A 13,543-nucleotide genomic window follows, 5' to 3' on the forward strand; every position below is an offset into this window, starting at 1 on the left:
GGTCCGGCGTTTCCGGGACATGCAGAGGAATTTGGGCATTTGCAGAGCCATCCTATTCCTTAAGCTTGATCCGAAGCGTTTTCCGGTTGATGCCCAGGATTTTCGCAGCAGCGGTTTTGTTGCCGTCCACGGCGTCGAGGACACGCCTGATGTGCTGCTGTTCCATTTCCCGGAGGGAAAGCAGGGCTTGCGGTTGAGCCATTCTTAAGGTATGGTCTGCTGCGTGTAGATACGCAGGCAGGTCTGCCACTTCAATCTGGCCGTCGCAAAGAATCAGCGCCCGTTGCACCGCGTTTTCCAATTCCCGGATGTTTCCGGGCCAGTCGTGCGCCTTCAGGCGGTACATAGCCTCTGGAGTGACCCCGGGCTTGGGACGGCCATAGGATTTAGCGTATTTGTCCAGAAAGTGTCGTATCAGCAGCGGGAGGTCGCTCTTGCGCTGACGGAGGGGAGGTGTGTGCAGGTCGATCACGTGCAGGCGATAGTACAGGTCTTCCCGGAATTGCCCCTGCTGGCTTAGGGTATATAAATCGCTGTTGGTCGCGGCAATGACTCGCAGGTCTACCTTCTGCACGGTATTGGTACCCACCATTTTAACCTCTTTTTCCTGAATGACGCGAAGCAATCGCGTTTGCACCGCAGCCGAAGCATTCCCAATCTCATCCAGAAAAATGGTGCCTCCGTCAGCCGCGTGGAAAAAACCGGGGCGGGTCTCATTCGCGCCAGTGAATGCCCCCTTTACAAAGCCAAAAAGCTCGCTTTCCAGCAAATGCTCCGGAATCGCTCCGCAGTTGACCGTCACAAATGGGGCTTGCCGGTAGGGGCCACTGTAGTGAATGGCCCTTGCCACGAGTTCCTTGCCCGTGCCGCTTTCTCCCTGAATCAGGGTAGTCGCCCGCGTGTCTTTGATGCGCTCAATGAGGTCGATCAGTTCCATAACCGGCTGAGACTGCCCTATGATACCGTGGTAATCGATTGTTTGTTCTTCTTCCGTAGCGGTGGAGACGGTAGTGTCGGTTTTGCCATCTTGCTGCCGGAAAACCTGCTGCACGGCCTGTTGCAACTCTTTCGCCGTGAACGGTTTGGAAAGGTAGTCGAGTGCGCCGGATTTTACTGCTTCCACTGCGCCGGAAACGGAAGGAAATCCGGTAATGACCAGCACCGGCAAGTCAGGAAAGTTCGATTTTGCATATTTGACCAGGTGCATCCCATCGAGGCCCGGCATGCGCATATCGGTGATGAGCAGGTCAATCCGGGCATGCTGTAGCAGGTCAATCGCATCGGTGACGGAGGTAGACTGAAAGGTGTTGTACTGAAGGGCATTCAACTGCCGCCGCAGGACTTCCAGCATATCCTGTGAATCATCCACCAGTAAAATACTCCGCTTCTTCATGCAACGGAAGTTAAGGGAAAGCGGAGGGTAAAGCAAGCGCCTTCTCCGGGCTGACTTTCGAGCTCGATCTGCCCGCCATGGGTTTTCACAATACCATGCACGACGCTCAGCCCAAGCCCGGAACCTTCACCGGGCGCTTTGGTGGAGAAGAAGGGCTCGAATATCCGTTCGCGCAGGTCCTTTTCGATACCGTGCCCAAAGTCCTGTATGCGAAGCACCATGTTGGTCTCATGCTGTATCAGGGTAAGCCATACCTCCTGTCCCGGGGCAGAGGCATGCAGGGCATTGATCAAAAGGTTAAAGACCACTTGTGTGAATTGTATAGGATCAACTTCTGCAATCACCGGGCGGCCGGGTAAGGAGAGCCGGGGGGTAATGCCGGCTTGTTCGAAAGTAACCCTCAGCAGTTGGAGTGCTTCCTCAATGAGGAGCCCGACATCCGTATTTTGCTTTTGCTGGGGCATCTCGCAGGAGAAAAACATGAGCTTTTTGACGATCTCCCGGGCGTGCATAGAGGAGTTGATGATCTTTTCAATATCCTGTCCCACCTGCTGATCATCTGTACGGTCCTGAATCAGCTGAGCGAAGCCGAGGATGTTGCCCAGAGGCGTGTTGAGCTCGTGGGCAATGCCGGCCGTGATTTCTCCGAGAATAGACAAGCGGTCTGCCTGCTCGAATTTCCGGCGTAGTAGGGCTTCCCGGGCCTTCTGCTCGTCCCGTTCAATGATGCCGCTGATTTCCTGAGCCAGGGTTTTGAGCAGCAAAGCTTCTTCGTGCAGGAACGGAGGCGGGGCACCATTCAGGTAATTGTAATGCATCGCCAGGTGCCCGCGCTCAAGCCCACGTACAACGATGGGGTGCTGCTGCGTCTCGTATTTGGATGCCAGGCTGCCGGACCGGTACTGCTGATCGTCGAGAAGGAGGGCAGCAACGGCGAAGTCAGGGTGTTGCCAGGCTTTGGGCAGTGCCTGTACCACCTCCTGTAGCTTCTCCGGAAGAGAAGCTGTAGAAGTGGCAGCGATATTCGAAATCTCATACAGGCAGCTCAGCTCTTTGATGCGTTCCTGCAAGGCGTGTACAACGTCAGGGCTGGCTTCGGGCATATACTCAGTTTAAATTTAGTGGAGAATAGGGCGGAAAGGGTTCCTGGTCTGCAACCGGTTCTCCGTTAGAAAAACGTTGGCGCATCTGTCCGAGTTTGATAAAAGCGTAAATTTTGAACAGCCCAAGCAGGGCAAGCGGAAGCGACAAGTCAAGAGGGGCGCTCAGCCACTGACCCTGAATGTTGGCCAGGAGAAATGCCCCCATGCTCACGGATAAAATACCGGTCAGCCCGGCGGGGGTGCAAGCTGGCCATTGCTGCCGCAGGTAGGCATACCTCCTGATTTGGAAATAACCAGACAAGACGAGCCACAGCCCCAAGAGCAGTACCAATTGATTGCTGCCCTGAAACAGCAGTACAAGGGCTGCACCACCAGACAGCAGGTCAGCCACTGCACTTTGCTGAACCAGCTGCCTCCAGGCACTGCCCCGCCGGAAAAACCAGGCGCTGATGATCAGCCGGGTGATGCCGCTGAACCCCAGCAACAGCCCAAAAGGGATCAGCAGTGACAAACGCTGTTCCATCGGATAGCACAGTGCCACCGCACTCAACCCCAACATCGCCACTCCTTCGAGCACCATTACCTCTCTACTGTCCATCAGTCGTTTGCCTTCTGTCATCATCACAATTTGATTTGGTTAGGACTTGTTGATGGGTATTCAATTGGCGTGCCAGGATTTCAAGATACTGACTATCAAACCTTTATGCCCAATTGCCTACCTTGCCGACCGGTACAAAATACCCCGGACGGTACTTCTTGTATCGGCTGGGTTTGAGTTTTTACTATGGTTCAAATTATCCCGAAGCAAGACCCGGTGGAAGTTATAGTGAAGGGCGCCGCTTTTTCAGAGCCAGCTAAGCGATTGATGTCCAAAGCTATACCAGGTACTATGACCTACTTCGATGAGGTCCGGTGTCTATGCCCTGGTGACGAAGAGCCCCGCCAAATCAATTCTATGGTCTTTAAGCTGGAGGAGTAGATTTTGGAGATTTTCCGGGTAGGGAGTAGTCCGGAGATGAAATTTTTGAGCAGCAATAGTTGGTTTTGCAGCATTAATGAAAGGTTTTTGCTATTTTGCCCACATAACCAACCAGAACAGGCTATGGCAAACCGCCTTAAGTTAATGCTCTGGGTGTGCTGCTGCCTACTTGCCCATACTCCTCTGTTCAGCCAACAGTTAACCGTAGATAGTGTCCTGTCAATGGTTGAACGAGGTCAGCCAGATACGCTGCAAGTGGAATATCTCACGAAGCTCAGCAGCTATTACATAAGGCGCGATCTGGACAAAGCGATTCATTTTGCTAATCGTGCCGGCGAACTGGCAGAGCGTACAGGCCAATACTACCATATAGGCAAAGCTCTGACCAACAAAAGTGTAGCATACCTGGACAAAGGGATGATCGACTCCGTAAATATTATTGCGGAGCAGGCGGAGGCGCATTTCCGAAAGCACCCTAATGTTCTGGAACAGTCTAACCTTTACAGTACCCGGGGGCACCTGGAGCGGCGGCTGGGCCGCAATGATAAGGCGTTTGAATGGTACCTCAAATCAGTGAGGAATATAGAAGAGAACGCTAAAGACTCTTCTGACAGGTATGCCTTGCCTGCTTTTCTCAATAATGTGGCCATCTCTCTGCGGCAACAGGGAGATTACGACGAAAGCCTCCGGTATCTGAAAAAGGCCCTCGCATTGGCGGAAGCTAAAGACAACAAACTAACGGTCTGTGTACTGCTATCCGGTATCGGTAGCTGCCTGGAAGCTAAAGAGGATTATGAAGGTGCCCTTGAGAGCTTTCAGCGCTCCCTGGTGATCAAAGATGAAATTAAAGATGAGGTCGGAAAGATATCTTTATTGACCAACATTGGCCGATTGTACGTGAAGACGGGGCGGTTTGAAGCGGCAGAAACTTATCTTCAGGAATCCTTTTTACTAAGTGAAACCCTCGGGTATACTTCTGGGCGGATTTCGGTATTGTCTGTGCTGGCAAATTTTGCACTGGAGCAGAAAGACTATTCCGGGGCATTGGACTGGGGGCAGAAGGCGCTGGCTCTGGCCCAGGGGGATGGCAACAAGGAAGCGGTTATGGATTTATACGATCTACTCGCTAAGGCACATGCCGAACAGGGCAGTTATGAAATAGCTTACAAATATCGCTCTTTGTATGCAACTGCCAGTGACTCCGCTCAAGTCCAAAAACGGCAGCAGAATATGGATCAGCTCAGAATGGCCTACGAAGTGGAAAAAACGGAGCAGGAAAACGAATACCTGAAGGAACAAAGAGCCAAGGACCGGGTGATCATCGGGCAACGCAATACGGTAATGATGGTAGGTGCTGCTGCACTGCTGCTGTTGATTCTTGTGGTTGTACTCATTTACCGCGATCTGCAGCGTAAACAGAGCTATAGCCAGCAACTGGAAACCACAGTGGCTCAGCGTACTGAAGCCCTGCAAAGGGTCAATAAAGACCTGGAGCAGGCTAATTATGAGCTTAGTACCCTGAGTTATATTGCATCCCATGATATTAAGGAGCCTATACGTGTGATGAGCAATTACGTAGGGCTCATACGCAGGCGGTTACCGGAGGACCTGAGCAGCGGGCTGAAAGATTACTTTGAGATCATAAAAAGCAGTAGCCGGCAATTATATACATTGATTGAGGACTTTATGCATTATTCTGACCTGTCCAGACAAAATGCTGGTGAGGTGGAGCAGATTGATATGAACAGCTTTGTACAAAACCTGGCTAATATATTGGATACTCAGCAGCGGGTGGTGCCCGGAAAAGTCGATTATCATGGGCTGAAATATGTAAGGATCAATCGTTCCATGCTGTTATTAGTCTTGAAAAACCTGATCGAGAACGGGCTGAAGTACAACAAAAGCCAACGACCGGAAGTATTGATCTCCTCTACCCGGCAGGGTGAAGGGATAGAGTTGCGGGTGACAGATAACGGCATCGGCATTCCGGTACTTTTTCAGGAAAAAATATTTGAAGCCTTTAAACGTCTGCATTCGAGGGCCGAATACGGTGGTTCCGGGCTAGGTCTGGCTATCGTCAAGCTGGCGGTCGGTAAGCTCGGCGGAGATATTCGGCTCGAAAGCGAGGAAGGGAAGGGGAGTACCTTTATTATGACCTTTCGGGAGCAGGCTAATGAGGAAACAGATCAATAAAATTGCTCATTCACCGGGCTATATTGCAATTGGCCGGTTCGCGCTGGTGTGGCGCCCTTAAGGCGCTCATATTTGTGGGTGTAAGAATCACCCGATTGAATATTTACGAGCTTGTTGGGATGTTGCTTTTGGAGTGAACGCAGACAGAAGTGTAAAGTCCAAACAAGCTCCAAATCAACACCACGCTATGAGGATGTTAATACCCCCTTTTCCGCACCTACAGATATTGATAAATATTATCATGATTGGGCTTTTTTGGGCAGGCTCGCAAATTTTTATGAATTTAAATGCCCAGGATACGCCTGTCGACCCGGCACTGTTGGAAGGGGCCTGGCAGGTCGACCTCAGGCCTGCACCGGATGCACAACCCTACTGGCAAACGCTTGTTATTAAAGAGCCTGGCGGCAGCACCTTTTCCGGTAGCTTTTACGGATCAAAATTCAAAAAAGGGCTCCTGAATACGCAGTGGGCAGACTTGCACTTAGCTTTTGAGACCCGCGACCGGAACAATACGTACTACCACGTCGCCCGCTTTGATGGCAAGATGCTGCGCGGGCAAACCTACTGCCCCCAACGGAAGTTTATCGCACCCTGGACAGCCACAAGAACTCAAACAAAAATCCATCCGGATGAACCCTAGCAGCCTGTCGGAGATGTGCTGATGCGGCGAGAGCGAGCAAATATTGTTCTGAACAAGGCGCGAAGAAGGAACATAGCCTGAGCTACGTGACTGATGAGCAACGAAGTGCAGAATAATATTTGCCGTTCGCAGACCATTGAGCGCCTCTCCGACAGGCTGCTAGATACCCTTTTTGGAGGCGTCAAATGCTGGGCGTTTCGGTGTACGAATACTTTGTCGTCCTGGGGCTGTACCTCTTTTTTGCCTTCAGTTACCACCTGACGCTGTGGCTCAACGGTATGGACTTCAGGAAGGAAGGAGAAAGCCTGTTCAGCTTAAAGGAGTTTATGGACAATGCCGGGTTGCAGTATCTGTGTATGGCCCTGCTTACCCTGCCCATTTGGTGGGTGGTTTTCCGGGGGCTGAAGCACTGGGAACTGAAATACCGGCTGTTGTTGCACCTGCCTGGGCTGCCCCTTTTCGTACTGGCAGGCTGGAAGGGCTACTACTGGCTGGCAGAGCAGCTGGGGTTAGGGCACCTGGGGGGCTGGGGGCAGGTGTGGGACATTTACATCCCGGCGCTGTTCTACTTTATTCAGTTTGGTATCTTCCACGGGTACGAATACTACCGCAACAATCAGCGTAACCTTCAGCTCAAAGCGGCGCTCAGTGAAGCAGCACTGAAGAGCGAGCTGGCGGCACTCAAGGCGCAGCTTAATCCCCATTTTTTGTACAATACGTTCAACGCCATCAGCGCTTCCGTACCACCAGAGCAGGAGCAGACGCGGGAGATGATCGCGCAACTGGCTGACCTGTTCCGGTATCAGCTTAAAGCCTCCAAAACAGAGCAGGTCGCCCTGGGAGAAGAACTGGGCTTTGTAGAAAAGTACCTGGCACTGGAGAAAGCCCGCTTTGAAGACCGCCTGCAGGTTGTGGTAGATGTACCGGAGGCATTGCGGGAACGGAAAGTCCCTCCGATGATCCTGCAACCTCTGGTGGAAAATTCCATCAGGCATGGTATCTCCAACCTTATTGAGGGTGGGCAGGTCCTCATCCGCATCCGGCTACAGGGCGAGCGGTTAGCCTTTGAAGTCTCTGATACCGGTACAGGGGTTCAGGAAAAAGCCCACCTGTTCCGCAATGGAGGTGTAGGGCTCAAGAATACCCGCCTGCGGCTGGAAAAGCAATACAACAGTCACCTGAAGATTAGCGATAATCAGCCCCGCGGCCTAAAAATCGAATTTGTAATATGAAGAAGGTCGTTTTAGTAGACGATGAACCTGCCGGCCGGAAGCTTATTCAGCAATATCTGAAAGCATATCCGGAACTCGTTTTGGTTGGAAAAGCCAATAACGGCGTGGACGCCATCAAAGTGATTAATGAATTTCAGCCGGACCTGCTCTTCCTGGATGTTCAGATGCCGGGCATGAATGGCTTTGAGGTGCTTACCCATTTGGAAGAAATTCCGCAGATCATTTTTTCCACTGCTTATGATCAGTACGCCCTCAAAGCTTTTGAAGTGCACGCGGTGGACTACCTGCTCAAGCCCTACACCAAAGAGCGTTTTCATGAAGCCGTTCAGCGGGTACTGCAATCCGAAAGCCAAACGGAGGCGGGGCGCCTCACCGAAAGCCTGCTCGAAGAAAAACAAACCTATCCTGAGCGCATCCTTGTGCAATCCGGGCGCCGGTTGATCAACCTGGCCGTGCAGCGCATCATCCGTGTTGAAGCCGATGGCGATTACTCCCGCCTGATTACCGGAGAACAAACTTACCTCAGCAATTACGGTATCGGAAAAATTGAAGACCGGCTTGATCCGAAAGTTTTTCTCCGTGTCCACCGTTCCTCCATCATTAATATCCGCTACGTTGAGAGCGTCAATAAGTACGCCAGCAGCTATGATGTGAAAATGCAGAACGGGGATGTCGTTCGGGTAAGCCGCGGGTATATGGATAAGATAAAGGCGCTAACGTTTTAGGTGCGGGCTGCGAGTTCTTCCACTGTACCCACTGCTTTTCCTTTGGACCAGACCTGAGACTTAAGGTTTCATTAGGGAAATATTGCTTCGCCGACCGCTTGGGGCCCGTACGGTGATAAAAATACAGCCCCGGACATTGACACTTGCCAACATCCGGGGCTGCTCATTCGGTCCGATAAAGGTAGCCAATTACTCCCCGGTCCCAATCGGCCGCTGAGGTGTGTACGGTGCACCCGCTTCATCCAGTGCTTTCTCAATAGCTTTAACCTCCACCTCAGTCAGCTGTCGCATACGCTTGAGGATGGGCTGTGCCTCTTCCTTTACAATCGCGAGGGCATCGCGCTGTGTTTGCGTGGGCGCAGAGGTGGAGCCCCACATTTCGTAAGTCAGCCAGCCCAGGCGGTCCATAATGCCCATAGGCGTGCCCTGATCGAGCTCGGAGGCGATGCGGTCGCCGTTCAGGTCGGTTTTCAGGGCTTGGAGCTCCTGACCGGCCTTCAGGACGCGGGCACGTAGTTCCTCCCCGGCGTTTGGTGTAAGAAAGAGGGCGTGGCGGATGGCCTCCAAACGCTCTTCGGTTTCCCGCAGGCGGGTCGCTGCCCCGTCGAGGCGGCGGTTGGTCTCCTGCACTTCAGCCTGGAAGTTGAGGAGCTTCTCCTGTGGCTCAGCGGGTAGGGTTACACCGCCCAGACTCTTCAGCTTGAAGGGCTGTGGGCCGGCCAGCTCAGTTTGGTCACTGCCTTTCACCTGATAAAGGGCAACGAGATAGTCACCGGGCGCAGCCAGTACGCCGGAGTCATCATTAGGAGAGCCGGGGCGGCGGATGGGCGATACATCGGGCATGCGGCCGTCCCAGGTGATGCGGTGTACCCCTTTGCTGACGGAAGCCTTGAGTTGCCGCTTCACTTCCTTTGTTTTGGCGTCCATGATGGCAAACAGGAGATAGGCATCTTCCTCTTCCCGCTCGGCTTTTAGCTCCTCGTAGGTGGGGTAGCGGATGGGCTCGCCCTCTTTAATCTTTTCCTTTTCGTCCTTTTGGCGCTTAGCCTTTAGGGTCTCTGCGCTTTCCTTGATGTAGTAAGTGAAGGTCGCGCCGATGGGCGGGTTCTCAGCCATATAATAGCTTGCTCCCTGAAAGCCTCGGCCGGAGTAGCCCAGCGGGTCGCGCTCAATGTAGACGAGCCCGTCTTTAATGGGGAAAATGTGGGCGTTTGCCTCCAGCTGCTCTTCACTGATTTGCCGCAAAGGCGAGTAGTCATCCAGCACGTAGAAGCCTCGGCCGAAGGTGGCCAGCACGAGGTCATTCTCCCGTTTTTGGATGGCGATGTCCCGTACCGCAATAGTCGGCAGGCCAGCGCTCAGTTTTTTCCAGTGCTCCCCACCGTTCGGGCTGAAGAAACAGCTGAATTCGGTGCCGACAAAGAGCAAATTGGCATCCACATGGTCCTCTGCCAGGCTGTAAGCAGAGCCACGCTCAGGCAGGTTATTGCTGATGGAGGTCCAGGTGCGGCCCTTATCGGTACTCTTGAAGACGTAGGGCTTGAAGTCGCCGTATTTGTGGTGGTTGAAGGCAGCGTAGACGACGTTCTCATCGTGCTGGGAAGCCAGCAGGGCATTGACGTAAGTGCGCTCAGGCGCCCCTTTGATATTGTTGACATCAATTTGAGCCCAGTTTTGCCCGCCATCTTCAGAAATCTGTATCAGCCCGTCATCGGTGCCCACGTATAGCAAGTCTTCATTGAGCGGGCTTTCTGAGAAAGCGACGATTGTGCCATAGGGTGAGGTGCTGGCGTTTTTCGCTACCGCGTCAATGCTTTGTATGCGCCCCATGACCGGCAGGGTATTGCGGTCGAGCTGACGGGTGAGGTCATCGCCCAGGGTGGTCCAGGAATTACCGCGGTCGTCACTGCGGAACAGCTTATTGGCAGCAAAGTACAGGCGGGTGGGCTTGTGGTGGGAAATCATCAGTGGGGCATCCCAGTTCCAGCGGAAAGCATCTTCGCCCTTGGCTGGCTTCGGTTGAATACCGGTCTCTTCTCCGCTCGCCCGGTCGTAGCGCACGAGCACGCCGTACTGCGACTGTGCGTAGACGATGTCGGGGTTTTCCGGGTCGATAGCTGATTCAAAGCCATCGCCGCCGTGGGTGACAAACCAGTCGCTGTTGGTGATGCCGTTGCTGTTGCGGGTGCGGCTTGGGCCGCCCAGGCTGAAGTTGTCCTGTGTACCGCCGTAGACGTTGTAGAAGGGCAGGTCGTTATCGACTTCCACCTTGTAAAATTGCGTGACGGGCAGGTTGGGTTTGTAATTCCAGGTTTTGCCGGCGTCAAAGCTTTCGTAAATACCGCCGTCGCAGCCCACCAGGTAGTAGTTGGGCTGTTCAGGGTCGATCCACATGCAGTGATTGTCGACGTGTTTGTTGGGCTCGCCCACTCGCTGAAAGCTGTTGCCGCCATCATCGGTATAGTGCATATAGGTATCCATGGCGAAGACCGTCTCCGGGTCGGTGGGGTGGGCGACGATTTCGGAGTAATAATTGCCCCGTGTGAAGTAGCTGTCTTTTTTGCTCCAGCTGGCTCCGCGGTTGTCAGAGCGGTAGAAGCCGCTGCCGCTCCCCGCTGCTTCCACCATAGCATAGAGATACTCCGGGTTGGCGGGAGAAATGGCCAGGCCAATGCGGCCGATATCGCCAGAGGGCAAGCCCTTGTTGGCTTTGCTCCAGTTTTGTCCGCCGTCTGTGGTTTTGTAAATGCCGCTGCCCGGGCCGCCGCCAACATAGGTGAACACGTGCCGCCGCCGCTGCAGGGCTGCCGCATAGAGTACATCCGGGTCACGTGGGTCCATAATTAAATCGGTTGCGCCGGTGTGCTCGTCCAGTTCCAGAACGAGCGCCCAGTTTTGTCCGCCATCGGTGGTTTTGTAGACGCCGCGTTCGCCCCCGCTGCTCCAGAGCGGGCCGATTGCCGCTACGTAGACGGTACGGGAATCGCGTGGGTCTACGATAATTTTGCCGATATGCTCAGATTCCTTGAGCCCCATGTGCTGCCAGCTGCGGCCGCCATCCTCAGACTTGTAAACGCCATCGCCGTAGGCTACGGAGCGTTGGTTGTTGTTTTCGCCTGTGCCCACCCATACGACGTTCGGGTTATTGGGGTCTAGCGTGATGCAGCCAATAGAGTAGGAGCCCTGACCGTCAAATATGGGCTCGTAGGTGGTGCCTGCATTCTCCGTTTTCCAAACGCCGCCGGAGGAGGTGGCTACGTAATAAACGGCCCGGTTGTCCGGGTGTACGGCAAAGTCGGAAATCCGGCCGGAAGTCAGGGCCGGGCCGATGGAGCGGAACTTCAGCCCGCCGAGAGCCGCTGATTCCAGGTAGTGCTTTTCTTGTTCTTTTTCGTCTTTTCCTTTTTTCTGGGCATGCAGTGGGGCTGCCAGCAGCAAGGTTAGGGCAAAGAGCAGGGAAAGTGCTTTTTTCATCTTGTTTCAGGTTGGTTTGGAAAGAATTACAAAGTAAGAGGTTTTGCCACCCCCACCAAAAAATGATCATAAATTGGACTTTTGTGTGACCAACCGGAGCTTGTTGCGTCCTAACGATCAGAATGAACAACAGAGCGCTAGTTACTATGAGAAAGCGCGATAATCCCAAAAAACAATGCCCGGTGTGACTAGTCATACCGGGTATTCTTTTTAGAAGCAGAGGCAGAAAGTGAGGATAGCGCCCTATATTTGCGAGTGGCTGGTACGCCAACAAAACGAAGCAATCATGGACCTGTTTACTATCCTCACCATCCTGATCGTTGTAGCTGCTATCTTCGGTTACATCAACGTGCGTTTTCTAAAGCTGCCTGTCACTATCGGGCTGATGATCATTTCTCTGGGGTTCTCCCTGCTTACGATGGGCGTCAGTCAGTTTTATCCGGCATTATTTGAGATGGAGAAAAGCCTTGTGGAGCAGATTGATTTCCACAAAGTGCTTATGGAAGGTATGTTGAGCTTTTTGCTTTTTGCCGGTGCCCTGCATGTTGATTTCAGGTCTCTGAGTAGCATGCGCTGGCCGATACTCCTGTTTGCTACGCTTGGGGTCATCACCTCGACTTTTTTAGTGGGAGCGCTTTCGTTTTTCCTTTTCAATGCGCTCGGTATCTCCATTTCTTTTCTCCACTGCCTGCTCTTTGGAGCGCTGATTTCCCCTACGGACCCAATCGCCGTATTGGGTATCCTCAAACAGGCAGGCGTGCCCAAAAGCCTGGAGACTAAAATTGTTGGCGAGAGCCTCTTTAATGATGGAATCGGCGTGGTGGTGTTTATTACGATATACCAGCTTGCCCAATCAGGTGCCGGGCAGTTTGATGCCGGAGAAGTAGCTTTCCTGTTCCTGGAAGAAGTCGGGGGAGGTATTGCGCTTGGCTTAGGGCTGGGCTATCTTGCCTATTATATGATGCGGACAATTGACGACTACGAGGTCGAGGTTTTGGTCACACTCGCTATGGTCATGGGCGGCTATTTACTGGCTAGCGCGTTGCATTTTTCCGGGCCACTGGCCATGGTGGTTGCCGGGCTGATGGTTGGGCACGAACGGTTCCGGACGTCTTCCATGTCAGAACAGACAGAACGCTATGTGGATAAGTTTTGGGAGCTCATGGACGTACTGTTTAATGCCGTATTATTCGTTCTGATCGGGCTGGAGATTGTCATTTTGCAATTCGATCAACAATATGTAGTTGCTGGTTTGATCGCTATACCTATGGTCCTGTTGTGCCGGGCTATGGCTTTGGCCACACCTATTGCCCTCTTCCGTAGCCGGCTGAATTTCTTTCCAAAGACGAACCTCATTATGACTTGGGGCGGGCTCAGGGGCGGCATATCTATTGCGCTTGCCCTGTCACTTTCCGAGTATATGAGCCGGACACCGATTCTCACTATTACCTATATTGTGGTTGTCTTCTCCATTATTGTTCAGGGCCTTACTGTTGGAAGGCTCGTTAAGAATGTTCAGGGAGAGCACGGCTAGGCCCCACGCCCAAAGCAGCAACCTTTTATTTTAAGCCGCTTTAGGACAAACCTATAAGTCAAGGCCACTTTTAAATTTTTTTGAAAAAGTTGTCAGGAGACTGGATTTACATCTAAACTTTTAATATATTTGTATTATCTCGATGTTTGAATAGGCAAACCGAGATCCTTTTCTTCCCCATAATGTAAGTTCCTTACAAACACATTCTTCCCCACACAGCAGCACTAAGTCGGATTAAATACCTATGCCCCAAACATAAAAACAGCGGGA

The 13,543-nt window shown here is 52.7% G+C and carries 10 protein-coding genes; 6 read left to right on the top strand and 4 right to left on the bottom strand.

Annotated features, from left to right (window positions below):
• Nucleotides 1-52 precede the first annotated feature (52 nt).
• The 3 genes from ACO08I_RS19240 to ACO08I_RS19250 are packed head-to-tail and all read right to left on the bottom strand — an operon-like array spanning nt 53 to nt 3,118.
• Complete coding sequence (locus ACO08I_RS19240; RefSeq protein WP_421946799.1) at nt 53-1,393, bottom strand: sigma-54-dependent transcriptional regulator; 1,341 nt, start codon at nt 1,391-1,393, stop codon at nt 53-55.
• The gene (locus tag ACO08I_RS19245; RefSeq protein ID WP_044219892.1) at nt 1,390-2,496 is read right to left on the bottom strand and encodes a sensor histidine kinase; all 1,107 of its coding nucleotides are present in this window, start codon (nt 2,494-2,496) and stop codon (nt 1,390-1,392) included. Before ACO08I_RS19245 ends, ACO08I_RS19240 begins: the two co-directional genes overlap by 4 nt.
• A gap of 4 nt (nt 2,497-2,500) precedes the next feature.
• On the bottom strand, nt 2,501-3,118 hold the full coding sequence (locus ACO08I_RS19250; RefSeq protein ID WP_044219894.1) for a DUF308 domain-containing protein: 618 nt from the start codon (nt 3,116-3,118) through the stop codon (nt 2,501-2,503).
• A gap of 162 nt (nt 3,119-3,280) precedes the next feature.
• On the opposite strand from ACO08I_RS19250, the gene ACO08I_RS19255 reads away from it, so the two are divergent.
• The 5 genes from ACO08I_RS19255 to ACO08I_RS19275 all read left to right on the top strand — a co-directional run bounded on the left by ACO08I_RS19255 (nt 3,281) and on the right by ACO08I_RS19275 (nt 8,265).
• The gene (locus ACO08I_RS19255) at nt 3,281-3,475 is read left to right on the top strand and encodes a hypothetical protein (RefSeq protein WP_421946800.1); all 195 of its coding nucleotides are present in this window, start codon (nt 3,281-3,283) and stop codon (nt 3,473-3,475) included.
• A 123-nt stretch (nt 3,476-3,598) separates the two neighbouring features.
• Complete coding sequence (locus ACO08I_RS19260; RefSeq protein ID WP_160213721.1) at nt 3,599-5,668, top strand: tetratricopeptide repeat protein; 2,070 nt, start codon at nt 3,599-3,601, stop codon at nt 5,666-5,668.
• A gap of 277 nt (nt 5,669-5,945) precedes the next feature.
• Nucleotides 5,946-6,308, top strand: a complete 363-nt coding sequence (locus tag ACO08I_RS19265) for a hypothetical protein (protein ID WP_421946801.1) — start codon at nt 5,946-5,948, stop codon at nt 6,306-6,308.
• 200 nt (nt 6,309-6,508) lie between these two features.
• Complete coding sequence (locus ACO08I_RS19270; RefSeq protein ID WP_421946802.1) at nt 6,509-7,540, top strand: sensor histidine kinase; 1,032 nt, start codon at nt 6,509-6,511, stop codon at nt 7,538-7,540.
• Nucleotides 7,537-8,265 carry a LytR/AlgR family response regulator transcription factor gene (locus ACO08I_RS19275; protein ID WP_421946803.1) on the top strand — a complete coding sequence of 243 codons (729 nt, stop codon included), beginning with the start codon at nt 7,537-7,539 and terminating at the stop codon, nt 8,263-8,265. Before ACO08I_RS19270 ends, ACO08I_RS19275 begins: the two co-directional genes overlap by 4 nt.
• 189 nt (nt 8,266-8,454) lie before the next feature.
• On the opposite strand, the gene ACO08I_RS19280 is transcribed toward ACO08I_RS19275, so the two are convergent.
• Complete coding sequence (locus ACO08I_RS19280; protein ID WP_421946804.1) at nt 8,455-11,739, bottom strand: VPS10 domain-containing protein; 3,285 nt, start codon at nt 11,737-11,739, stop codon at nt 8,455-8,457.
• A 286-nt stretch (nt 11,740-12,025) separates the two neighbouring features.
• Here ACO08I_RS19280 and ACO08I_RS19285 point away from each other — a divergent pair, with 286 nt between their 5' ends.
• Entirely contained in the window at nt 12,026-13,273 is a 1,248-nt protein-coding gene (locus ACO08I_RS19285) for a cation:proton antiporter (protein WP_044219912.1), read from the top strand.
• Nucleotides 13,274-13,543 lie beyond the last annotated feature (270 nt).

It is taken from the genome of Phaeodactylibacter xiamenensis, from assembly GCF_965229835.1.
GTDB lineage: Bacteria > Bacteroidota > Bacteroidia > Chitinophagales > Saprospiraceae > Phaeodactylibacter > Phaeodactylibacter xiamenensis.